The sequence below is a fragment of the Streptomyces sp. NPDC001093 genome (assembly GCF_040298985.1).
Classification (GTDB): Bacteria; Actinomycetota; Actinomycetes; order Streptomycetales; family Streptomycetaceae; genus Streptomyces.
On sequence record NZ_JBEPBF010000014.1, the window covers coordinates 38,944 to 61,473 of the forward strand.

Below are 22,530 nucleotides of genomic sequence, written 5' to 3' on the forward strand. Positions count from 1 at the left end.
AGCGCATGCCGACGTCCGCCGTATGCCTTAACGTCCAGATATGAGCGATGCGGCGCCACCACGCAAAGCCCCAGACCAGCCGTGGCGCACCGAGGGCACCCCCGACGAACCGTCCCAGCGGCCCGGCGGCGGAAGGATCCGCGGCGGAAAGTGGTGGGGGCTGCTCGTCACCGCGGTGATCGTCTTCCTGCTGGCCTATGTCGGACTGAACTATCTCGGCCAGGGCAACCAGCCGACGATCTCGTACACGGAGTTCAGCCGGCAGGTAGCCGCCGGCAACGTCGCGACGATCTACTCCAAGGGCGACGCGATCCAGGGCCGGCTCAGGAGCGCACGGGCCAATCCCGAAGGCGGCGGGAAGTACACCCAGTTCAAGACACAGCGCCCGGCCTTCGCGGACGACAAGCTGTGGCAGAACCTGAGCAGCCACGGCGTCACCGTGACGGCACGGCCGGTGGTGCAGGAGCGCAGCCTGTGGTCCAACGTGCTGATGTCCCTGATCCCGATCGTGGTCCTGGTCGCGGTGTGGATCTTCTTCGCGCGGCGGCTCGGCGGGGCCCTGCCCGGCATGGGCGGCCTCTTCGGCCGCCGGGCGCCGCCCAAACCCGTCGGGCCGCGGCCGGGCACCGAGCGCACGACCTTCGCGGACGTGGCCGGCATCGACGAGGTCAAGGGCGAACTGGACGACGTCGTCGACTTCCTGGAGCACCCCGACGTCTACCGCCGGATGGGTGCGAAGCTGCCCCGCGGTGTGCTGCTCGCCGGCCCGCCGGGCACCGGCAAGACCCTGCTCGCACGCGCGGTCGCGGGCGAGGCCGGCGTGCCGTTCTTCTCCGCCTCGGCGTCCGAGTTCATCGAGATGATCGTCGGTGTCGGCGCGTCCCGCGTCCGCGAACTGTTCGCCGAGGCCCGCAAGGTGGCGCCGTCGATCATCTTCATCGACGAGATCGACACCATCGGCCGGGCGCGTGCCGGCGGCGCTTCCATGAGCGGGCACGACGAGCGCGAGCAGACGCTGAACCAGATCCTGACGGAGATGGACGGCTTCTCGGGCGCGGAGGGCGTGATCGTCATCGCCGCGACCAACCGCGCGGACATCCTGGACCCGGCCCTGACCCGTCCCGGCCGCTTCGACCGGGTGGTCAACGTGGCCCCGCCGGACCGCACCGGACGCGAGTCCATCCTGCGCATCCACACCCGGGACATCCCGCTCTCGGGTGACGTGGACCTGGCCCAGATGGCTCGCGTGACCCCCGGTATGACGGGTGCGGATCTGGCCAATCTCGCCAACGAGGCCGCGCTCCTGGCCGTGAAGCGCAAGCAGGAGCAGGTGACCGCCTCGGACATGTCCGAGGCGCTGGAGAAGGTCCAGCTGGGGGCCGAGCGCACCCTCGTGATGCCCGAGGAGGACCGCCGGCGCACCGCCTACCACGAGAGCGGCCACGCCCTCCTCGGCATGCTGCAGCCCGGCGCCGACCCCGTCCGCAAGATCACCATCGTGCCGCGCGGCCGGGCACTCGGGGTGACCATGTCCACGCCCGAGGTGGAGCGGTACGCCCACTCCGAGGAGTACCTGCGCGGTCGCATCATCGGCGCCCTGGGCGGGATGGCGGCGGAGGACGTCGTCTACGGAGTCGTCACCACGGGCGCGGAGAACGACCTCGAACAGGTCACCAACATCGCGCGCGGGATGGTGGCCCGCTGGGGCATGAGCGAACGGGTCGGCCGCCTGTCCGCCCTCCCGAGCGACGCCCAGCAGGCCTACGGCCTCTCCGCCGCCCCGCAGACCCTCGACGTCATCGACGGCGAGATGCGGCGGATCGTCGACGAGTGCTACGACGAGGCGTGCGCCAAACTCCGCGACCACCGCGGCCAGTTGGACGCCCTCGCCCACGCGCTGCTGGAACACGAGACGCTGGAGGAGGCGGACGCCTACCGGATCGCCGGGATCACCCGCCTGACCAAGGAGAGCGACGACTCCTAGGGCACGCGCGCGACGAGGTAGCGGAAGACGTTCGGCATCCACACGGTCCCGTCCGGGCGCCGGTAGGGGTGCAGGGCCTCCGTCAGCTCCTTGTCGACCTGCTTGGCGTCGGTCGCCGCGGTCGCCGCGTCGAACAGACCGGTCGACAGCAGCCCCCGTACGGCGCTGTCGAGGTCGGCGTACCCGAACGGACAGGCCACCCGCCCCGAGCCGTCCGGTTTCAGCCCCGCCCGCTGGGCGACCTCCTCCAGGTCGTCCCGCCGGGCGGGCCGCCAGCTGCGCGCGCTGCGCAGGGGATCGGCCAGTTTCGTCGCCACCCGCAGCACCGAGGAGGTGGCGCAGCGCTCCGGCGGACCCCAGCCGGCCAGCACCACGGCGGCCCCGCGCACGGCCAGCGGCAGGGCGTCCGCCAGCAGCTCACCGAGCCCCTCGGAATCGCCCGCGAGGCAGCCGATCGGCTCGAAGACGGTCACCAGGGTGTAGGCCGCGGAGTCCGTTCCGGCCAGGTCACGGGGCGGGCCCGCCACGAGGGTCACGGCACGCGCGCGTGTACGGCCGCTCACGCCGTGCCCCGTGCCGTCGCCGTACCGAGTGCGCCCGGTGCCGCCGCGCACACCGGGCGCGCCGAAGGCGTCCCCGTCGGCGGCGCGCGAGGTGTCCGGCAGCAGGCGCCGGCGGGCGAGGGCGAGCCGCTCGGGGGAGGCGGCGTCGACACCGGTGACGGTGGCACCTCTGCCGGCCGCCAGCAGCAGCGCGAGCCCGGCACCGCAGCGCAGGCCCAGCAGCCGGGTGGCGGGGCCCACTTCGAGCCGTTCGTAGACGGCTTCGTAGAGCGGCACCAGCATCCGCTCCTGGATCTCGGACCAGTCACGCGCGCGTGCGTACAGATCCACGCGGGGTGCGGAATCCGCGTGAGGCATGTGCTGCCGCGCGAGCGTAGGTGTCATAGGTAAGCGCCCCAATCCGCCGACAGTTCAGCGCTGTGCCCGGTTGTGTGGGCCCCGTGCCGTACGCGCGCACTTCCCACGTATGTCAGGTAACTCCCGGCCCGCTGCCCCGTCCAGGGGTCGTGGGGCCCCGCTTGGGGTCCGGGCGCCGGTGTGGCGAGATTTCACATCCCGGCAATCTGGATGGCCGTACGGTGTCCGCTTCGGGGGAACGGGCCGGTGCCGGGGGGCGGACGACGCGGGGGTAACGCCATGCGCGCCACGGACGCTGACCGGAGTGAGGCTGCGCGACGAGAGCGGCCGAAACGCCTCTTGCGCACCCGCCGGCCACAAGCGCACCGGTCGCTACAGGCCGGGTCGTAGGGCGGACTACGCACCAGCTTGTTACGAGCTGTGCGGCTTCTCCGCAGATCAGCGCACCCGCCCTCGTCCGGACGCATCAGTGCCAACTGACGGGTACGTGCAAATTATTTGGGATGCCCCGGAATAGGAACACATTCGAGCTCCCGCTCGTTGTCATTACGTGAGCACGACACAGACACCACCTGTACTCGCCGCAGAGCTGGCGCAGGCGTGGGCCGACATTCAGCGGTACCACCCCGAGCTGCCGGACCTTGCCGCGCCAGAGTCCCTGATCGGGGAGTCGTCGTCCGCGTGCGGGCACGAGCTCTCCTTCGAACGACTGCTCCATGAGGCAGTCCACGGCATCGCAGCCGCCCGTGGGATCCGCGACACCTCCCGCGCCGGCCGCTACCACAACCGCCGTTTCCTCGCGATCGCCGAGGAGCTGGGCCTCGACCACCCCGAGGAGCCGCACCCGAGCAGCGGTTTCTCACTGGTCACGCTCAACCCCGAGGCCAAGCGGCGCTACCGCCCCACCATCGAGCGGCTGCAGCGCGCGCTGAAGGCGCACACGGCGGCGACCTCCTCGGACACCACCCGCAGCTTCCGCGGCCCGGCCGCCCGGCACGGCTCCTCCGGCGGCGGTGTCCGGGTCAAGGCGGTCTGCGACTGCGGTCGCAACGTCCGCGTGGTCCCCTCGGTCCTCGCCCAGGCCCCCATCGTCTGCGGCGGCTGCGGCAAGCCGTTCAGAATCCCGGAGGTCGCGGGAGCGGCGTGATCACGAGCCGCGAAGCACCGGCATCTCGTGGGTGCCGGTAGTGGCCTCGTGACGCCGAACAGCGCACCCGACGTACGGTCACCTCCACGCCGGGTGCCGCTGAGCCATGCCCGGCCCCGGCTCACCCACCCTCGGCCAGAAGCGGCCCGCGGGGTATGGCACAATGGCTAGCTGTACTCGACAGCCGCACAGGACCCCTCTCTCCTCCGGCTGACGCGTCCATCGGGCACTCGGGTACCGCAACCCCACGCGGCAACTCGCCGTGCCCAACCACGTCAAATCCAGGAGAACCCACTCCCGTGGCAGTCAAGATCAAGCTGAAGCGTCTGGGCAAGATCCGTTCGCCTCACTACCGCATCGTCGTCGCCGACTCCCGTACCCGCCGTGACGGCCGGGCCATCGAGGAGATCGGCAAGTACCACCCGACCTACAACCCGTCGGTCATCGAGGTGGACGCCGAGCGTGTGGCGTACTGGCTGGGTGTCGGCGCGCAGCCGACCGAGCCGGTTCTCGCCATCCTCAAGAAGACCGGCGACTGGCAGAAGTTCAAGGGCGAGCCGGCCCCCGCGCCGCTGCTCGTCGCCGAGCCGAAGGCCGCGCGTCCGTCGTTCGAGGCTCTCGGCGGTGACGACGAGGGCAAGGGTGAGGCGATCACCCAGAAGAAGAAGGCTGAGAAGAAGGACGAGGCGGCTGCTGAGTCCTCTGCGGCTGAGTCGACCGAGGCCTGAGCAGCATGCTCGAAGAGGCGCTTGAGCACCTCGTGAAGGGCATCGTCGACAACCCTGACGATGTGCAGGTCGCCTCGCGCAACCTGCGCCGCGGGCGCGTGCTCGAGGTCCGGGTCCACCCCGACGACCTCGGCAAGGTGATCGGCCGCAACGGCCGCACCGCGCGCGCTCTGCGCACCGTCGTGGGCGCCATCGGCGGTCGCGGTGTCCGCGTCGACCTCGTCGACGTGGACCACGTCCGCTGACGCTTCATCGCAACCGGCTCGGGCCGGGGAGGGCCACTGGGCCGTCCCCGGCCCGCAGTCGTATGACAGGAGATCAAGCACAGTGCAGCTGGTAGTCGCGCGGATCGGCCGCGCCCATGGCATCAAGGGCGAGGTCACCGTGGAGGTACGCACCGACGAGCCGGAGCTGCGGCTCGCCCCGGGCGCCGTCCTGGCCACCGACCCGGCCTCCACCGGGCCGCTCACCATCGCCACCGGCCGGGTCCACAGCGGCCGGCTCCTCCTGCGCTTCGAGGGCGTCACCGACCGCAACGCCGCCGAAGCCCTCCGGAACACCCTCCTGATCGCCGAGGTCGACCCGGAGGAACTGCCCGAGGGCGAGGACGAGTACTACGACCATCAGCTCATCGACCTCGACGTGGTCACCGAGGACGGCGTGGAGGTCGGCCGGATCACCGAGATCTCGCACCTGCCCTCCCAGGACCTGTTCATCGTGGAGCGCCCGGACGGGACCGAGGTGATGATCCCCTTCGTCGAGGAGATCGTGGCCGACATCGACCTCGCGGAGCAGAAGGCGGTCATCACCCCTCCGCCGGGCCTGATCGACGACCGCGCCGAGGTCGCCTCCCCCGGCGACACAGGGGAAGAGTCGTAATGCGCCTCGACGTCGTCACGATCTTCCCCGAGTACCTGGACCCGCTGAACGTCTCCCTCGTCGGCAAGGCACGCGCGCGTGGGCGGCTCGATGTCCAGGTGCACGACCTGCGCGCGTGGACGTACGACCGCCACAACACCGTCGACGACACCCCGTACGGCGGCGGCCCCGGCATGGTCATGAAGACCGAGCCCTGGGGCGACGCGCTGGACACGATCCTCGCCGACGGCTACGAGACCGGCGGCCGGGCGCCCGCGCTGATCGTGCCCACGCCCAGCGGCCGGCCCTTCACCCAGGAACTCGCCGTGGAGCTCTCCGAGCGACCCTGGCTGATCTTCACACCGGCCCGCTACGAGGGCATCGACCGGCGCGTCATGGACGAGTACGCCACGCGCGTGCCCGTCTACGAGGTCTCCATCGGTGACTATGTGCTGGCCGGCGGCGAGGCGGCCGTCCTGGTCATCACGGAGGCCGTCGCCCGGCTGCTGCCCGGCGTCCTCGGCAACGCCGAGTCCCACCGGGACGACTCCTTCGCGCCCGGCGCCATGGCGAGCCTCCTGGAAGGCCCCGTCTACACCAAGCCGCCCCTCTGGCGCGGCCGGGACATCCCGGACGTGCTGCTCAGCGGCCACCACGGGAAGATCGCCCGCTGGCGCCGCGACGAGGCCCTCAGGCGTACGACGGCCAACCGGCCCGACCTGATCGAGCGCTGCGACCCCAAGGCCTTCGACAAGAAGGACCGCGAGATGCTCTCCATCCTGGGCTGGGAACCGGACCCGGAAGGCCACCCGTACGGCCGATTTTGGCGGCGGGCCGAGGGCATGGAAGAATAGACCGCTGTTGTGCGCCCGTCCGGCGTGCGCCCCTGCCACGGGGGGACACGACGCCCGCCCCGACCCGCACACGGCTTCGTGCAAACACCTAGTTTCCGTTGATGACCTGTGGCATCAGCGAAGAAAGCAGACGAAATGTCTCACCTGCTCGACTCCGTCGACGCCGCGTCGCTGCGCAGCGACATCCCGGCCTTCCGCCCGGGTGACACCGTCAACGTCCACGTCCGCGTCATCGAGGGCAACCGCTCCCGTGTGCAGCAGTTCAAGGGCGTTGTGATCCGTCGCCAGGGCTCCGGTGTCCGCGAGACCTTCACGGTCCGCAAGGTCTCGTTCTCCGTCGGCGTCGAGCGCACCTTCCCGGTGCACACCCCGATCGTCGAGAAGATCGAGCTGGTCACCCGTGGTGACGTGCGCCGCGCCAAGCTGTACTACCTCCGTGACCTGCGCGGCAAGGCCGCGAAGATCAAGGAGAAGCGCGAGAGCTGAGCGCTCTCCGGAGCCCATGGCGGGGCGGGATAGCATCTCGCCCCGATGGACACCGAAGCACAGCCGACGGAACGCGACCGCCCCTCCCACCCGGATTCCCCGGTGCCGGAGGGACGGTCGCGTTTCGCGTTGGCCGGGCGGATCGCCAACTGGCTGCCGGGCGGCCGGATCACCCTCACACTCTTGCTCTGCCTGGCGTTTTTGCTCGTCCTCAACGCTTTCGTGGTGCAACCGTTCCAGATTCCGAGCGGATCCATGGAACAGGGCTTGAGGATCGGGGACCGCGTTCTCGTAAATAAGTTGGCGTACCGTTTCGGTGCCCGGCCGCGCCGCGGCGATGTGATCGTGTTCGACGGTACGGGGTATTTCGGGGACGCCGACTACATCAAGCGCGTTGTCGGTGTGGGGGGAGACCATGTGGTCTGCTGCGACAGGCAGGGGAGGATCGAGGTGAACGGCCGCGCCGTCGACGAGTCGGCGTTCCTCTATCCCGGGGACAGCGCCTCCAGCGTGCCCTTCGACATCGTCGTACCCGCCGGCCGCCTGTTCGTCCTCGGCGACCACCGCAGCGACTCCAGCGACTCCCGCGCCCATCTCGGCTCGCCCGGCGGCGGCATGATCCCGGTCGGCGACGTCATCGGCCGCGCCGACTGGATCGTGTGGCCGTACGACCACTGGACGCACCTGACGGCGCCCTCCGCCTACGCGCGCGTGCCCGCCCCGGAGGGCGCGCATGGGTAACCGCGGCAAACCGCGCGGGGTGCCCAGCAGCCCCGCCGACAATCTGCTGCCCACCGGATCGCGCCGCACCTCCGCGCCCGGCGGCGGCCGTACGCGCGCGGAGCGGCGGAAACTCCAGCGCAAGGTCAAACGCAAGCGCCGGCGTTCAGCCGTCCGGGAGATCCCCCTTCTGGTCGGCGTGGCCGTCCTCATAGCGCTGGTCCTGAAGACCTTCCTCGTCCAGGCGTTCGTGATCCCGTCGGGCTCGATGGAGCAGACGATCCGGATCGGCGACCGCGTCCTGGTCGACAAGCTCACCCCGTGGTTCGGCGCCGAGCCGCAGCGCGGGGACGTCGTCGTCTTCCACGACCCGGGCGGCTGGCTGGCCGACGAGCAGACGGCCAAGAAGCACGACCCGGTCGTCGTCAAGCAGCTCAAGGAAGGCCTCACCTTCATCGGGCTGCTCCCCTCCGACAACGAGAAGGACCTGATCAAGCGGGTCGTCGGGGTCGGCGGCGACCACGTCAAGTGCTGTGACAGCCAGGGCCGGGTCACCGTCAACGGCGTGCCGCTCACCGAAGGGGATTACATCTATCCGGGTGACGCCCCGTCCGCCCAGCCCTTCGACATCACCGTTCCCCAGGGTCGGCTGTGGGTCATGGGCGACCACCGGGGCAACTCCGCGGACTCCCGTTTCCACCAGAACACCCCGTACGGCGGAACGGTGTCCGAGAAATCCGTGGTCGGCCGCGCCGTCGCCATCGGCTGGCCGATCGGCCACTGGACACGCCTTGAAGAACCTAAAACCTTCGCAAGCGTCGCCGACTCCGCGTCGCGTGCGACCGCCGGTCCCTCGCTGTCGCATAGGGTTGCCCCCGAGAATCCGAACGGAACGACCCAGCTCCCGACCCCTGCGGAACTCCCGCTCGTTATGGGAGTGGTGGGCCTGCGTCGAATGTGGAGCAGGCAGCGGCACAGAGTAAGGAGTTGGCGTGGGGGATGTGGCGGTTGGCGCACGGTCGGGGCACGACGGCGAGGAGCACCGCGGACACCCCGTGGAAGCGAACGCCCCCGTGCCGGACGGCGCCATGACCTCCGGGAATGACGCGGCGGGCGACGAGGGCACGCCGGACGACGGACAGCGGCCGAGGACCGAGGGCGCCGGTGCGGGCGAGGCCGCGGACCGGCCGAGGAAGCCGCGCTCCTTCTGGAAGGAGCTGCCGATCCTCGTCGTCATCGCGCTGGTGCTGGCGCTGCTGATCAAGACGTTCCTGGTGCAGGCGTTCTCGATCCCGTCCGCCTCGATGCAGAACACCCTCCAGGTGGGTGACCGCGTCCTGGTCGACAAACTCACCCCGTGGTTCGGCTCCAAGCCCGAGCGCGGCGAGGTCGTGGTCTTCCACGATCCGGACAACTGGCTGGCGGGTGAACCGGCGGCGAGCCCGAACGCCGTGCAGCAGGTCCTCAGCTGGATCGGCCTGATGCCGTCCGCCAACGAGAAGGACCTCATCAAGCGCGTGATCGGCGTCGGCGGCGACACGGTCCAGTGCAAGAACACCGGCCCGCTGCTGGTCAACGGCAAGCCCCTGAACGAGCCGTACGTCTACCCCGGCAACACGCCGTGCACGGACGACGAGGTGGGCGGCCAGTTCAAGGTGACGGTCCCCCAGGGCTACATCTGGGTGATGGGCGACCACCGCCAGAACTCCCGCGACTCGCGCTACAACCAGTCCGACAAGCACCACGGCATGGTCCCGGTCAGCGACGTCGTGGGCCGCGCCATCGTCAAGGCCTGGCCGATCAACCGCTGGGGCACCCTGCCCGTCCCGGACACCTTCGACCAGCCCGGCATCAACCAGCAGTCCACGGAGTCCGCCGCCCTGACGGTGGCCCCGCAGGGTGTGGCCATCGCCGCGGTACTGCCGGTGGCGGTGTGGCGGCGTCGGCGCGCGGACCGGCTGGAGACCAGGGCGGAGCGGAAGACGACCGCGGGCAGCCGGTGACCGCGGAGGTCCCGGCGCTCCCCGACGGGTGGACGGTGGACCGCCTGCGCGCCCACTCGGGCGACGCGCGCGCCGTCGCGCTCTCCCCGGACCGGCACGTCCACGTCGAGGACGGCAGCGGCGGCCCCCACCAGCCGCTGCGCCCCTCGTACGTGCTGGCCTTCGGTGAACTCTGCCTCGTCGACCACGACGGGGAGTGGTACATGGGGACCCTCCACGACGACGGCTCGGTGGGCTGTTGGGCCTCGTACGGGCCCGACCTGGCCGAGGCGATCCGGAACCTGTGAGTCCGGGGCCCGCCGGGTCTTTGCCCCCGCTCCGGCGCCGGTCGGGAAACAGGGGCTGCCCCCGCCCGGTACTGCCGGGTAGGGTGCGGGTCCATGGGTGGCGAGAGCACGACGCGTACGGCCCCGCACAGCGGCGGGACAGGCACGGCACAGCCCGGCGGCAGCCGGCTCGGGCAGCGGCTTTCCTCAGTGGCCGTGGCACTGGGTCTGGTGCTGTTCCTCGGCGGATTCGCCTGGGCGGCGGTGACCTACCGGCCGTACACCGTGCCGACCAGCTCGATGACGCCCACGATCGACGCCGGTGACCGGGTGCTCGCGCAGAAGGTCGACGGCGGTCAGGTGAAGCGCGGTGACGTCGTCGTCTTCACGGACAAGAGCTGGGTCACCAACGCCAAGGTGGTCAAGCGCGTCGTCGCGGTCGGCGGCGACACCGTCTCCTGCTGCACGAACGGCAAGCTGACCGTCAACGGCAAGCAGATCGACGAGCCCTATCTGCCCAAGGGCAGCCTGGCGGAGATCAAGAACTTCCCGACGGTGACCGTTCCCCAGGGCCGTCTGTTCCTCCTCGGCGACGAGCGCCAGGGTTCCCTGGACTCCACGGCCCACCTCACCGACGCGGCCAAGGGCACGGTCTCCCGTGACGCCGTGAACGCCCGCGTGGACGCGGTCATCTGGCCCTGGAAGGGCTCGCTGATGCGCCCCACCGGCTTCGAGTCCCTCGGCGCGCTCTCCCAGCCCGGTCCCCTGTCCACCATCGAGCTGCTGATCGTCGCCGGCGCCGTCCTGGTGCTGGCCGGCGGCGCCTACGGCCCGATCGCGGGGCGCATGGGCCGCTCCCGCGCGCGTGCCGCCCGCCCGGAGGCGGCCGGTGTCCGCTGAGACCACGCGGACCGGCGAGGACTCCTACGAGGGCGGGCTGCGCAGGGTGGCCCGGGTGGTCCTCCTCGACCCACAGGACCGCGTCCTGCTCCTGCACGGCCATGAGCCGGACGATCCGGCTGACGACTGGTGGTTCACCCCGGGCGGGGGCCTGGAGGGTGCCGAGACGCGCGAGGAGGCCGCGCTCAGGGAACTCGCCGAGGAGACCGGCATCACCGACGTGGAACTCGGCCCGGTGCTGTGGCGCCGCATGTGCTCCTTCCCGTTCGCGGGCCGCCGCTGGGACCAGGACGAGTGGTACTACCTGGCCCGTACGACGCAGACGGCCACCGCGGCCCAGGGGCTGACGGAGCTGGAGCGGCGCAGCGTCGCCGGAGCGCGCTGGTGGACGTGTCAGGAACTGACCCGGGCACATGAGACGGTGTATCCGACCAGACTCGCCGAGCTGCTGCGCACGCTGCTCGACGAAGGTCCCCCGGCCAGTCCTGTGACCCTCGACGCGGAAATCGTCTAGCGACCCGGAAATCGTCTGAGTGCCCGTCGGACTGGCGCACAATGGGGGGATCGCACGGCTGAAGGGGAACATGCCATGAGCGCCGAGGACCTCGAGAAGTACGAGACCGAGATGGAGCTGAAGCTCTACCGGGAGTACCGCGACGTCGTCGGTCTGTTCAAATACGTGATCGAGACCGAGCGGCGTTTCTACCTCACCAACGACTACGAGATGCAGGTGCACTCGGTCCAGGGGGAGGTGTTCTTCGAGGTGTCGATGGCTGATGCCTGGGTCTGGGACATGTATCGGCCGGCACGCTTCGTGAAGCAGGTCAGAGTCCTCACGTTCAAGGACGTGAACATCGAGGAGCTCAACAAGAGCGACCTGGAGCTCCCGGGCGGGTGACGGGCTGCTGTCGCTCGTGTGGGTGACGAGCTTTTCCACAACTGCTGAGTAATTCACCAAGATCAACACGTGTCGGCCGGATGCGTGACTGTTGGCGCCGGAGGTGGTGCCGACATGAACGCACGAGAGGCACTGGGCAAGTACGGCGAGGACCTGGCCGCCCGGCGGCTCGCCGAGGCCGGAATGACGATCCTGGGGCGCAACTGGCGCTGCGGCCGTTCGGGCGAGATCGACATCGTCGCGCGCGACGGTGACGCGCTCGTCGTCTGCGAGGTGAAGACCCGCAGGGGCAGCGGCTACGAACACCCCATGGCCGCGGTGACTCCCGAGAAGGCGGCCAGGCTGCGCGCGCTGGCCGAGCACTGGATCCAGGCCCACGGAGGGGCACCGCCGGGCGGCGTCCGCATCGACCTGATCGGCGTCCTGCTGCCCCACCGCGGCGCCCCCTCCGTCGAGCACGCGCGGGGGGTGGCCTGAATGGGGTTCGCCCGCACCTGCTCCGTGGCCCTGGTCGGCGTCGAGGGCGTGGTCGTCGAGGTCCAGGCCGACCTGGAACCCGGCGTCGCCGCCTTCACCCTGGTCGGCCTCCCGGACAAGAGCCTGACGGAGAGCAGGGACCGGGTCAGGGCGGCGGTGGTGAACTCGGGCGGCGAGTGGCCGCAGAAGAAGCTCACCGTCGGACTCAGCCCGGCATCGGTGCCCAAAGCCGGCTCGGGCTTCGACCTGGCCGTAGCCTGCGCGGTGCTCGGCGCCGCCGAGCGGATCGATCCGCGTGTCCTCGCGGACATCGTCATGATCGGGGAGCTGGGCCTGGACGGCCGGGTCCGGCCGGTCCGCGGCATTCTCCCGGCCGTCCTCGCCGCCGCCGACGCAGGCTACGAGCAGGTGGTCGTACCCGAGTGCGCCGCCGCCGAGGCCTCGCTGGTCCCCGGCGTCTCCGTGCTCGGCGTCCGCAGCCTGCGCCAGCTCGTCGCGGTCCTCACCGAGGAGCCCGTCCCCGAGGAGGAACCCGACGAGCAAGGCCGCCCCGACCCCCTCCTGGCCGGTCTGCGCGTGCCGGGCGCGGGTGCGGCCACCGGCATGCACAGTGCCGGCGCCGCACAGCACGAACACGATCACGACCTGGCGGACGTCGTGGGCCAGACCTCGGCCCGTACGGCCGCGGAGGTGGCCGCCGCCGGTGGACACCACCTCTTCCTCGAGGGGCCGCCCGGGGCGGGCAAGACCATGCTCGCCGAGCGGCTGCCCGCCGTCCTTCCCCGGCTGACCAGGGAGGAATCACTGGAGGTCACGGCGGTGCACTCGGTGGCCGGGCTGCTGCCACCGGGCAAGCCGCTCATCGACGTGGCGCCCTACTGCGCCCCGCACCACTCGGCCACGATGCAGTCGCTGGTCGGCGGAGGCCCCGGCATCGCACGCCCGGGAGCGGTCTCCCTCGCCCATCGCGGTGTGCTGTTCCTGGACGAGGCGCCCGAGTTCCACGGCCAGACCCTGGACGCCCTGCGACAGCCGCTGGAGTCGGGCCACGTCGTGATCGCACGCAGCGCGGGCGTCGTCCGCTTCCCGGCCCGCTTCCTCATGGTGCTGGCGGCCAACCCCTGCCCCTGCGGACGCTTCTCGCAACGCGACTCCCTGTGCGAGTGCCCGCCGTCGGCGATCCGCCGTTACCAGTCCCGGCTCTCCGGTCCGCTGCTGGACCGGGTGGACCTGCGTGTCGAGGTCGATCCGGTCACCCGGGCCCAGCTCACCGAACCCGGCGCCCGGGGCGAGTCCACGGCGGCCGTGGCCGGGCGGGTACGCCAGGCCCGTGAGCGCGCGGCGGCCCGCCTGGCCGGAACCCCCTGGCGCACCAACAGCGAGGTCCCCGGCCGTGAACTGCGCAGTCGCTACCACCCCGTCGCCGGCGCGATGGACGAGGCCGAGCGCAACCTCGAGCGAGGTGTGCTCACGGCCCGGGGCATCGACCGGGTCCTGCGCGTCGCCTGGACGGTCGCCGACCTGGCCGGCCACGACCGCCCGGACGCCACCGACGTGGCCCTGGCCCTGCAACTGCGCACCGGAGTGCCGCGAGGGGTGCCGATGGCCATCGGGGCGCTGACATGACCACCGCCGAGGACCCCGCAGACGAACTGCTCGGGCGGGTCTTTCTCTGTCGGGTGATCGAACCGGGGGACGAGGTCGGCGGGCGGTGGGTCCGGAAGTTCGGGGCGGGGGAGGTGGTGCGGCGGCTGAAGGAGGAGATGCCGGCCCTGCCGGGGGTGAGTGAGCTGCGGTGGGCCGGGCTGGTGGCCCGGGCCCGGCGGGCCCGGCCCGAGCGGGATCTCGCTGTGGCCGGGGAGGCGGGGGCGCGGTTCGTGGTGCCCGGGGACGCCGAGTGGCCCGGGCAGCTCGATGACCTGGGGGATGCCCGGCCGATCGGGCTGTGGGTGCGCGGGCGGCCCAGCCTGCGGATGTGGGCGCTCAGGTCCGTCGCCGTGGTGGGCGCGCGGGCCTGCACCGAGTACGGCACCCATGTCGCCGCCACGCTCGCCGGAGGCCTCGCCGAGCGGGGCTGGGTGGTGGTCTCGGGCGGCGCGTACGGCATCGACGGCGCCGCCCACCGAGGCGCCCTCGCCGCTCGCGGAGCCACCGTCGCCGTCCTGGCCTGCGGCGTCGACCGGCCGTACCCCCGCGGCCACGCCGCCCTGATCAGCCGGATCGCGGAACAGGGACTGGTCGTGGGCGAGTTGCCCCCGGGCGACCATCCGACGCCCAGCCGGTTCATCCTCCGCAACCGCGTCATCGCCGCGCTGACCAGGGGCACCGTCGTCGTGGAGGCCGCCTGCCGCAGCGGCTCGCTGGCCACGGCGCGGGCGGCGGGGCGCCTCGGGCGGTTCACCATGGGGGTCCCCGGCCCCGTCACCAGCGCACTCTCCGCCGGCGTCCACGAACTGCTGCGCGGAGAGGCCGCCCTGGTCACCGACGCCGCGGAAGTCATCGAACTCGTGGGTGACATGGGTGAGCTCGCCCCACCCCGCAGGGGTCCCGTGCTCCCGCGTGACCTGCTGGAACCCGCCTCCCGGGCCGTTCTCGCCGCCCTGCCCGGCAACCGCGCGGCCACCGTCGAGGAGATCGCGCTCGGTGTGCCGACCACCGGGGACGAGGCGATCGCGAAACTGTACGAACTCCGAGCACTTGGATACGTCGAACGACATGGCGTTGGCTGGAAGTTGACACGCCAGGCGGTGATGTCGGTCCGCACCGGTCACGGTCCGTGTTGACCGAACGTGTTCGGCCGTCCGGGGGAACCTCCGACGCCCTTGAGGTTTCCAGGAGTTGACGCCCCCGCCGGTCACGCAGAGCGAGCCGGGAAACCCGCGCGCGAGACCGGCGGGAGCGCCCCGCGCACGGGTGGAGCCGCACTGTTCGCACACCGCGACACCTCAGTCACGCTACGCTCACGAAGGCGCCGACACAGATCGCGCCAACTCGACACCAGACCGACAGCTCACCCAGGTAGCCCACTTCCCCCCACCGACCCCCACCCCGTCCCACTCAGAGCACTTCACAGCACTTCACGGCAGAACGGCACAAGGCGACGAATGCCCCAGCACACCTCCGGGTCAGACCGGGCGGCGATCCCCCCAGCCGCCCGCGACGGTGGCAGCGTGCGGCCGCCCGCTCCCTCGACGCTCGACGAGCTGTGGCGGTCGTACAAGGCGACGGGGGACGACCGGCTGCGGGAACAGCTGATCCTGCACTACTCGCCGCTCGTGAAATACGTCGCGGGCCGGGTGAGCGTCGGCCTGCCGCCCAACGTCGAGCAGGCCGACTTCGTCTCCTCCGGCGTCTTCGGGCTGATCGACGCCATCGAGAAGTTCGACATCGACCGGGAGATCAAGTTCGAGACGTACGCGATCACCCGGATCCGGGGCGCGATGATCGACGAGCTGCGGGCGCTGGACTGGATCCCGAGGTCGGTGCGGCAGAAGGCACGGAACGTGGAGCGGGCCTACGCCACCCTGGAGGCGCGGCTGCGGCGCACCCCGTCCGAGGGCGAGGTCGCCACCGAGCTGGGCATGGAGGTCGACGAACTCCACGCCGTGTTCAGCCAGTTGTCGCTGGCCAACGTGGTCGCGCTGGAGGAGCTGCTGCACGTCGGCAGCGAGGGCGGGGACCGGCTCAGCCTCATGGACACGCTGGAGGACACCGCCGCGGACAACCCCGTGGAGGTCGCCGAGGACCGGGAGCTGCGCCGCTTCCTGGCACGGGCGATCAACACGCTGCCCGAGCGGGAGAAGACCGTGGTCACGCTGTACTACTACGAAGGGCTCACCCTCGCCGAGATCGGCAACGTCCTCGGGGTCACCGAGAGCAGGGTCAGCCAGATCCACACCAAGTCGGTGCTGCAGCTGCGGGCCAAGCTGGCGAGCTTCGGGCGCTGAGCGCGCGGGGCCGGGTGACCGTATCGGTGGTTCGGGTGGTGCGGCCGGCGCCATGAGGGCGAGCGGCTCCCGTTCGGGTGGGGGCGTCCGTAAAGTGGTTGACGTGCCAAGGATTCGAGCGGCCTCCGTGGCCGAGCACCGGTCGATGCAGCGAGCCGCCCTGCTGGACGCGGCCCGGTCGTTGCTGTCCGAGGGCGGGACGGAAGCGCTGACGTTCCCCGCGCTGGCCGAGCGGACCGGGCTGGCGCGGTCGTCCGTGTACGAGTACTTCCGGTCGCGGGCCGCGGTGGTCGAGGAGCTGTGCGAGGTCGACTTTCCGCTGTGGGCGGCGGAGGTGGCGGCCGCGATGGAGCGGGCCGCGTCCGCCGAGGGCAAGGTCGAGGCGTATGTGCGGCAGCAGCTGGCACTGGTCGGGGACCGGCGGCACCGGGCGGTCGTCGCCATCTCCGCGAGTGAGCTGGACGCCGGGGCGCGGGAGAAGATCCGGGCGGCGCACGGCGGGCTCGTCGCGATGATCGCAGAGGCGCTCGAGGAGATGGGGCACGAGCAGCCCCGGCTGGCGGCGATGCTGCTGCAGGGGGTGGTGGACGCGGCGGTGCGGCGGATCGAGCTCGGTGCCGCGGAGGATCCCGCGGTGGTGACGGACGCCGCGGTCGCCATGGCGCTCCGGGGTGTGAGGGGCTGACGCCGTCTGCCGCCGGGCGGGTGCCGCCAGGCAGCTACGACGGCAGCGGTACCCCCAGCACCGGCAGCAGTCTCGGCGGCCCCCTGTGCAGAAGCCACGGCGGCAGCAACGACAGCGGGTCCAGGTAGGTCTTTCCGCGGAGCAGGCCCCAGTGGACGCATGTGGCGGCGCAGTGGGAGCCCGTCGCCTCCACCGTGCCCACCGCCTCTCCCGCCCTCACCTCGTCCCCCTTTCGCACCAACGCGGTCACCGGCTCATACGTCGTACGAAGATCTGTGCCCGTCAGGTCGACGGAGACGACCCCGCGCCCGGCCACCCGGCCCGCGAAGGACACCCGGCCGGGTGCGACCGCCCGTACCGGGGAGCCCGCCGGCGCCCCCAGGTCGACGCCGCGGTGACCGGGGCCGTACACCGTCGCCGGTGGCTCCCAGCCCCGTAACACCGGGGGCCGGACGCCCACCGGCCAGGTGCGCGCGACGGCCGGGACCGGGGCCGGAGGAGGTGGTGCGGGGGCCAAGGGTGGAGTGTCCGCCCAGGAACGGCAGGGCGCCAGGGCGGCCGGCGCCAGGCCGAGGAGCAGACCCACCGCCAGCAGGACATGTCGCATCGCTTCTCGCATGCGGCAACCGTCCCGCACCCCCGCCGATCACGGCCGGACACTGTGGACAACTCACCGGTTGTGGACAGCGGCGTCACCCGGTGCCCCGGCGGTCCCGTACACTTCTTCTGGCGATCCGGGTCACCGGGTCGACTTCGCACGCCCCGACACCAGGCCGTCAAGCGGTCGGTGTCAGCGCCTCTCGGTCCTTCGCGGCAAGGCGCGTCGCGGGCGTCAGGCGCGGGAGCCGTCCGGCCCCCGCGGCACAACCGAGAAACTCAAGGAGATACGGCCATGGCCGTCGTCACGATGCGGGAGCTGCTGGAGAGCGGCGTCCACTTCGGTCACCAGACCCGTCGCTGGAACCCGAAGATGAAGCGCTTCATCTTCACCGAGCGCAACGGCATCTACATCATCGACCTGCTCCAGTCGCTGTCGTACATCGACCGCGCCTACGAGTTCGTCAAGGAGACCGTCGCCCACGGCGGCACGGTCATGTTCGTCGGCACCAAGAAGCAGGCGCAGGAGGCCATCGCCGAGCAGGCCACCCGCGTCGGCATGCCCTACGTCAACCAGCGCTGGCTGGGCGGCATGCTCACCAACTTCTCGACCGTCTACAAGCGTCTGCAGCGCCTGAAGGAGCTCGAGCAGATCGACTTCGAGGACGTCGCCGCGTCCGGTCTGACCAAGAAGGAGCTTCTCGTGCTCTCGCGCGAGAAGGCCAAGCTGGAGAAGACCCTCGGTGGTATCCGCGAGATGCAGAAGGTGCCCAGCGCCGTCTGGATCGTGGACACCAAGAAGGAGCACATCGCCGTCGGTGAGGCCCGGAAGCTGAACATCCCGGTCGTCGCGATCCTCGACACCAACTGCGACCCCGACGAGGTCGACTACAAGATCCCGGGCAACGACGACGCGATCCGCTCCGTCACCCTGCTCACCCGTGTGATCGCCGACGCCGTCGCCGAGGGCCTCATCGCCCGCTCCGGCGTCGCCACCGGCGAGAAGGGCGAGAAGGCCGCCGGCGAGCCGCTCGCCGAGTGGGAGCGCGACCTGCTCGAGGGTGAGAAGAAGGACGAGGCTCCGGCCGCCGAGGCTCCGACTGCCGAGGCCGCGCCCGCCGAGGCCGCGCCCGCCGAGGCCGCTCCGGCCGAGGAGAAGGCCGCCGAGGGCGAGCAGGCCTGACGCCGGTCCGTCAGCGTTCGACAGCGGGGGCGGTACTGCACCGGACAGCGCCTTCGGCGCGGTGAAGTCCACCCCCGCTGTTCACCCGTAGGTCGGCACGACGTACGCGCTCCACGGCTACATGTGGAGAGCAACCGTGCGGATCTCAAGATCTCCAGACTTCGAGAAAGACTCACAGACTCATGGCGAACTACACCGCCGCCGACGTCAAGAAGCTCCGTGAGCTCACCGGCGCCGGCATGATGGACTGCAAGAAGGCGCTGGACGAGGCCGAGGGCAACGTCGACAAGGCCGTCGAGGCGCTGCGCATCAAGGGCCAGAAGGGCGTCGCCAAGCGCGAGGGCCGCTCCGCCGAGAACGGCGCCGTGGTCTCCATCATCGCCGACGACAACTCCTCCGGCGTCCTGGTCGAGCTGAAGTGCGAGACCGACTTCGTCGCCAAGGGCGAGAAGTTCCAGGCCGTCGCCAAGAAGATCGCCGAGCACGTCGCCGCGACCTCCCCGGCCGACCTCGAGGCGCTGCTCGCCTCCGAGATCGAGCCCGGCAAGACCGTCCAGGCGTTCGTGGACGAGGCCAACGCCAACCTCGGCGAGAAGATCGTCCTGGACCGCTTCGCGCAGTTCTCCGACGGCTTCGTGCTCGCCTACATGCACCGCACCATGCCCGACCTGCCCCCTCAGATCGGTGTCCTGGTCGAGCTCGACAAGCCGAACGCCGAGGTCGCCAAGGGCGTCGCCCAGCACATCGCCGCCTTCGCGCCGAAGTACCTCTCCAAGGAGGAGGTGCCGGCCGACGTCGTCGAGTCCGAGCGCCGCATCGCCGAGGAGACCACCCGCGCCGAGGGCAAGCCCGAGGCCGCGATCGCCAAGATCGTCGAGGGTCGCCTCAACGGCTTCTTCAAGGACGCCACGCTGCTCGGCCAGCCGTACGCCCTCGACAACAAGAAGTCGGTCCAGAAGGTGCTGGACGAGGCCGGTGTCACCCTGAAGCGCTTCTCGCGCATCAAGGTCGGCATCTGAGCCCGTTCCGCGATCGACGCGCGACCCGCGGGAAATTCTCGATAGGGTCGACAGCAGTCGTCCGCGCACACCGCCACACCCCGGCGTGGGGCGGACGGCAGCAGATCTGACGAGGAGGCCATTGCCGCGCATGGGAGCGAAAAGCGACCCCACCGGCAATGGCCTTCTTCGTATGTGCAACACGTGAAAGAGGCGGGATCCCGATGACCACCAAGGCCCAGAAGAGCGACGACGGCAAAGTACGCGGCCGGTTTCTGCTGAAGCTGTCCGGAGAGGCGTTCTCCGGTGGCGGGGGCCTGGGCGTGGACCCGGACGTGGTGCACAAGATCGCCCGGGAGATCGCGGCCGTCGTCCGTGACGGCGCGCAGATCGCGGTCGTCATCGGCGGCGGCAACTTCTTCCGCGGCGCCGAACTTCAGCAGCGCGGCATGGACCGTGCCCGCTCCGACTACATGGGCATGCTCGGCACCGTGATGAACTGCCTCGCCCTCCAGGACTTCCTGGAGAAGGAGGGCATCGACAGCCGGGTGCAGACCGCCATCACCATGGGCCAGGTCGCCGAGCCGTACATCCCGCTGCGCGCCGTGCGCCACCTGGAGAAGGGCCGCGTGGTCATCTTCGGCGCCGGTATGGGCATGCCGTACTTCTCCACCGACACCACCGCCGCCCAGCGCGCCCTGGAGATCGACGCCGAGGCGCTGCTCATGGGCAAGAACGGTGTGGACGGGGTCTACGACTCCGACCCCAAGACCAACCCGGACGCCGTCAAGTTCGACGCCCTCGGCTACGGCGAGGTCATCACCCGCGACCTCAAGGTCGCCGACGCCACCGCCATCACGCTGTGCCGCGACAACAAGCTCCCGATCCTCGTCTTCGAACTCCTCGCGGAAGGCAATATCGCCCGTGCCGTCAAGGGTGAGAAGATCGGCACGCTGGTGGGTGACCAGGGCAGCCGGGACTGACCCGGCATCAACCCGGCCGGTGGCGCGCGGTCCGTAAGGGGGCCTGACCCTGGCCGGGGGATGGACAATGTCCTGCCGGTCGGGAACCGTGCAGGAAGAAGACGCGACGCAGCCGGCCGCCGCCCGCCAGAGGAACCGCAGCCGGGCCTTACTCAAGACACGCAGGAGCAAGTGGTGATCGAAGAGACCCTCCTCGAGGCCGAGGAGAAGATGGAGAAGGCCGTCGTGGTCGCCAAGGAGGACTTCGCCGCGATCCGCACCGGCCGTGCGCACCCGGCGATGTTCAACAAGATCGTGGCCGACTACTACGGTGCCCCGACGCCGATCAACCAGCTGGCCTCGTTCTCCGTGCCGGAGCCGCGCATGGCGGTCGTGACCCCGTTCGACAAGAGCGCGCTGCGCAACATCGAGCAGGCGATCCGCGACTCCGACCTGGGCGTCAACCCCAGCAACGACGGCAACATCATCCGGGTGGTGTTCCCCGAGCTGACCGAGGAGCGCCGCCGCGAGTACATCAAGGTCGCCAAGGGCAAGGGCGAGGACGCGAAGATCTCGATCCGCTCCGTGCGCCGCAAGGCCAAGGACGCCATCGACAAGCTGATCAAGGACGGCGAGATCGGCGAGGACGAGGGCCGCCGTGCGGAGAAGGACCTCGACGACACCACGGCGAAGTACGTTGCCCAGGTGGACGAGCTCCTGAAGCACAAGGAAGCGGAGCTGCTCGAAGTCTGATGAGCGACTCTTCCTGGGGGGCGCCGCCATCGGTGGGCCAGGCCGGGTACTGGGGGCCCGCCGAGGGCGGGCCTGCCCAGCCCGTCCCGGGGGCCGTACCGGCGGGTCCCGCGTACGATGCGCCTGAGGCGCACCAGACTCGCCCCATGCCCATCGTGCCCGACGAACCCGCGTACGGCTCGGGCCGGGACGGTGTCCGGGGGACCGGCCGGCGGGGCGGCCCCTTGTTCCAGGAATTCCAGGACGAGTTCCGCCCCGAGCACCCGCAGGTCCGCACCCTGCCGGCCGAGAACCAGAATCCGGAGCCCATGCCCGACGCCCACCAGCCGGCGCCAGCGCCGCAGAAGAAGAGCGCGGGCCGTGACCTGAGCGCGGCCATAGGCGTCGGGGTCGGGCTCGGTGTGGTGATCGTCGCCTCCCTGTTCATCAAGAAGGCCGTCTTCGTCGGCGTGATCGCGGTCGCCGTCGTCGTCGGCCTGTGGGAGCTGACCAGCAGGCTGCGGGAGCGCAAGGAGATCAAGGCGCCGCTGGTGCCGCTGGCGGTCGGCGGTGCGGCGATGGTGGTCGCGGGGTACGTGCGCGGCGCCGAGGGCGCGTGGGTCGCGATGGCGTTGACCGCGCTGGCGGTGCTGGTCTGGCGCATGACGGAGTCGCCGGAGGGCTATCTCAAGGACGTCACGGCGGGCGTCTTCGCGGCGTTCTACGTGCCGTTCCTGGCCACGTTCGTAGCGATGATGCTCACCGCGTCCGACGGCCCGTGGCGGGTCCTCACCTTCCTGCTCCTGACGGTCGTCAGCGACACCGGCGCCTACGCGGTCGGCTGGCGGTTCGGCAGGCACAAGCTGGCCCCGCGCATCAGCCCCGGCAAGACCCGCGAGGGCCTGGCGGGCGCGGTGCTGTTCGCGATGGTCGCCGGCGCGCTGTGCATGCAGTTCCTGATCGACGACGGCACCTGGTGGCAGGGCCTGCTGCTGGGCCTCGCGGTGGCGGCCAGCGCCACGCTGGGCGACCTCGGCGAATCCATGATCAAGCGCGACCTGGGCATCAAGGACATGGGCACCTTGCTCCCCGGCCACGGGGGCATCATGGACCGCCTCGACTCCTTGCTCCCTACGGCGCCGGTGGTGTGGTTGCTGCTGGTGGTGTTCGTCGGCTCCGCGTGAG

At 70.8% G+C, this 22,530-nt stretch carries 26 protein-coding genes; 24 read left to right on the forward strand and 2 right to left on the reverse strand.

Annotated features, from left to right (window positions below; all coding sequences use genetic code 11):
- Positions 1-40: 40 nt before the first annotated feature.
- A complete protein-coding gene (gene ftsH, locus ABT288_RS09935; RefSeq protein WP_351604617.1) occupies positions 41-1,984 on the forward strand; it encodes an ATP-dependent zinc metalloprotease FtsH in 1,944 nt (647 codons plus the stop codon).
- Here the strand turns inward: ftsH and ABT288_RS09940 are convergent.
- Positions 1,981-2,931 carry an SAM-dependent methyltransferase gene (locus tag ABT288_RS09940; protein WP_351604619.1) on the reverse strand — a complete coding sequence of 317 codons (951 nt, stop codon included), beginning with the start codon at positions 2,929-2,931 and terminating at the stop codon, positions 1,981-1,983. The two genes, ftsH and ABT288_RS09940, sit on opposite strands and share 4 nt — an antisense overlap.
- A 523-nt stretch (positions 2,932-3,454) precedes the next feature.
- Here ABT288_RS09940 and ABT288_RS09945 point away from each other — a divergent pair.
- The 18 genes from ABT288_RS09945 (at position 3,455) to ABT288_RS10030 (ending at position 16,873) form a co-directional block, all read left to right on the forward strand.
- Positions 3,455-4,051: a hypothetical protein gene (locus ABT288_RS09945; protein ID WP_055704355.1), complete on the forward strand. Its 597-nt coding sequence runs from the start codon at positions 3,455-3,457 to the stop codon at positions 4,049-4,051.
- 299 nt (positions 4,052-4,350) lie between these two features.
- Complete coding sequence (rpsP, locus tag ABT288_RS09950; protein ID WP_351604621.1) at positions 4,351-4,779, forward strand: 30S ribosomal protein S16; 429 nt, start codon at positions 4,351-4,353, stop codon at positions 4,777-4,779.
- A 5-nt stretch (positions 4,780-4,784) separates the two neighbouring features.
- Positions 4,785-5,024, forward strand: a complete 240-nt coding sequence (locus ABT288_RS09955; protein ID WP_003973401.1) for an RNA-binding protein — start codon at positions 4,785-4,787, stop codon at positions 5,022-5,024.
- An 82-nt stretch (positions 5,025-5,106) separates the two neighbouring features.
- Complete coding sequence (gene rimM, locus ABT288_RS09960) at positions 5,107-5,658, forward strand: ribosome maturation factor RimM (RefSeq protein WP_351604623.1); 552 nt, start codon at positions 5,107-5,109, stop codon at positions 5,656-5,658.
- Positions 5,658-6,491, forward strand: a complete 834-nt coding sequence (trmD, locus tag ABT288_RS09965) for a tRNA (guanosine(37)-N1)-methyltransferase TrmD (RefSeq protein WP_351604625.1) — start codon at positions 5,658-5,660, stop codon at positions 6,489-6,491. Before rimM ends, trmD begins: the two co-directional genes overlap by 1 nt.
- A 135-nt stretch (positions 6,492-6,626) precedes the next feature.
- Positions 6,627-6,977 (forward strand): 50S ribosomal protein L19, encoded by a 351-nt coding sequence (gene rplS / locus ABT288_RS09970; protein ID WP_055704359.1) that lies wholly within the window; start codon positions 6,627-6,629, stop codon positions 6,975-6,977.
- A gap of 45 nt (positions 6,978-7,022) precedes the next feature.
- Positions 7,023-7,718 (forward strand): signal peptidase I, encoded by a 696-nt coding sequence (gene lepB / locus ABT288_RS09975; protein WP_351604627.1) that lies wholly within the window; start codon positions 7,023-7,025, stop codon positions 7,716-7,718.
- Positions 7,711-8,802 carry a signal peptidase I gene (gene lepB / locus ABT288_RS09980; protein ID WP_351604628.1) on the forward strand — a complete coding sequence of 364 codons (1,092 nt, stop codon included), beginning with the start codon at positions 7,711-7,713 and terminating at the stop codon, positions 8,800-8,802. Before lepB (ABT288_RS09975) ends, lepB (ABT288_RS09980) begins: the two co-directional genes overlap by 8 nt.
- Positions 8,690-9,700, forward strand: coding sequence for a signal peptidase I (gene lepB, locus ABT288_RS09985; RefSeq protein ID WP_351604629.1), 1,011 nt, complete (start codon positions 8,690-8,692; stop codon positions 9,698-9,700). Before lepB (ABT288_RS09980) ends, lepB (ABT288_RS09985) begins: the two co-directional genes overlap by 113 nt.
- The gene (locus ABT288_RS09990) at positions 9,697-9,987 is read left to right on the forward strand and encodes a hypothetical protein (RefSeq protein WP_351604630.1); all 291 of its coding nucleotides are present in this window, start codon (positions 9,697-9,699) and stop codon (positions 9,985-9,987) included. The genes lepB (ABT288_RS09985) and ABT288_RS09990 overlap by 4 nt, the downstream gene beginning before the upstream one ends.
- A gap of 93 nt (positions 9,988-10,080) precedes the next feature.
- Complete coding sequence (lepB, locus tag ABT288_RS09995; RefSeq protein ID WP_351604632.1) at positions 10,081-10,866, forward strand: signal peptidase I; 786 nt, start codon at positions 10,081-10,083, stop codon at positions 10,864-10,866.
- On the forward strand, positions 10,856-11,380 hold the full coding sequence (locus ABT288_RS10000; protein ID WP_351604634.1) for an NUDIX hydrolase: 525 nt from the start codon (positions 10,856-10,858) through the stop codon (positions 11,378-11,380). The genes lepB (ABT288_RS09995) and ABT288_RS10000 overlap by 11 nt, the downstream gene beginning before the upstream one ends.
- Before the next feature lie 75 nt (positions 11,381-11,455).
- The gene (locus ABT288_RS10005; protein WP_003965949.1) at positions 11,456-11,764 is read left to right on the forward strand and encodes a DUF2469 domain-containing protein; all 309 of its coding nucleotides are present in this window, start codon (positions 11,456-11,458) and stop codon (positions 11,762-11,764) included.
- Between the two features lie 114 nt (positions 11,765-11,878).
- Positions 11,879-12,241 carry a YraN family protein gene (locus tag ABT288_RS10010; RefSeq protein WP_351604636.1) on the forward strand — a complete coding sequence of 121 codons (363 nt, stop codon included), beginning with the start codon at positions 11,879-11,881 and terminating at the stop codon, positions 12,239-12,241.
- Entirely contained in the window at positions 12,242-13,867 is a 1,626-nt protein-coding gene (locus tag ABT288_RS10015; protein WP_351604638.1) for a YifB family Mg chelatase-like AAA ATPase, read from the forward strand.
- Positions 13,864-15,024 (forward strand): DNA-processing protein DprA, encoded by a 1,161-nt coding sequence (dprA, locus tag ABT288_RS10020; RefSeq protein ID WP_351604640.1) that lies wholly within the window; start codon positions 13,864-13,866, stop codon positions 15,022-15,024. Before ABT288_RS10015 ends, dprA begins: the two co-directional genes overlap by 4 nt.
- Before the next feature lie 321 nt (positions 15,025-15,345).
- Positions 15,346-16,188: an RNA polymerase sigma factor WhiG gene (gene whiG / locus ABT288_RS10025; RefSeq protein ID WP_351604642.1), complete on the forward strand. Its 843-nt coding sequence runs from the start codon at positions 15,346-15,348 to the stop codon at positions 16,186-16,188.
- Positions 16,189-16,315: 127 nt separating this feature from the next.
- Positions 16,316-16,873 (forward strand): TetR/AcrR family transcriptional regulator, encoded by a 558-nt coding sequence (locus ABT288_RS10030; RefSeq protein WP_351604736.1) that lies wholly within the window; start codon positions 16,316-16,318, stop codon positions 16,871-16,873.
- Between the two features lie 34 nt (positions 16,874-16,907).
- Here the strand turns inward: ABT288_RS10030 and ABT288_RS10035 are convergent, their stop codons facing one another.
- Complete coding sequence (locus tag ABT288_RS10035; protein WP_351604644.1) at positions 16,908-17,492, reverse strand: murein hydrolase activator EnvC family protein; 585 nt, start codon at positions 17,490-17,492, stop codon at positions 16,908-16,910.
- Positions 17,493-17,765: 273 nt separating this feature from the next.
- Here ABT288_RS10035 and rpsB point away from each other — a divergent pair, with 273 nt between their 5' ends.
- From rpsB to ABT288_RS10060, 5 genes are all read left to right on the forward strand, one after another.
- Entirely contained in the window at positions 17,766-18,653 is an 888-nt protein-coding gene (gene rpsB, locus ABT288_RS10040; protein ID WP_351604646.1) for a 30S ribosomal protein S2, read from the forward strand.
- 182 nt (positions 18,654-18,835) lie between these two features.
- Positions 18,836-19,672, forward strand: coding sequence for a translation elongation factor Ts (tsf, locus tag ABT288_RS10045; protein ID WP_351604648.1), 837 nt, complete (start codon positions 18,836-18,838; stop codon positions 19,670-19,672).
- 203 nt (positions 19,673-19,875) lie between these two features.
- Positions 19,876-20,634, forward strand: coding sequence for a UMP kinase (pyrH, locus tag ABT288_RS10050; RefSeq protein WP_351024516.1), 759 nt, complete (start codon positions 19,876-19,878; stop codon positions 20,632-20,634).
- A 174-nt stretch (positions 20,635-20,808) separates the two neighbouring features.
- Positions 20,809-21,366: a ribosome recycling factor gene (gene frr / locus ABT288_RS10055; protein ID WP_351604650.1), complete on the forward strand. Its 558-nt coding sequence runs from the start codon at positions 20,809-20,811 to the stop codon at positions 21,364-21,366.
- Complete coding sequence (locus ABT288_RS10060; protein WP_351604652.1) at positions 21,366-22,529, forward strand: phosphatidate cytidylyltransferase; 1,164 nt, start codon at positions 21,366-21,368, stop codon at positions 22,527-22,529. Before frr ends, ABT288_RS10060 begins: the two co-directional genes overlap by 1 nt.
- The last annotated feature ends 1 nt before the right edge of the window (position 22,530 follow it).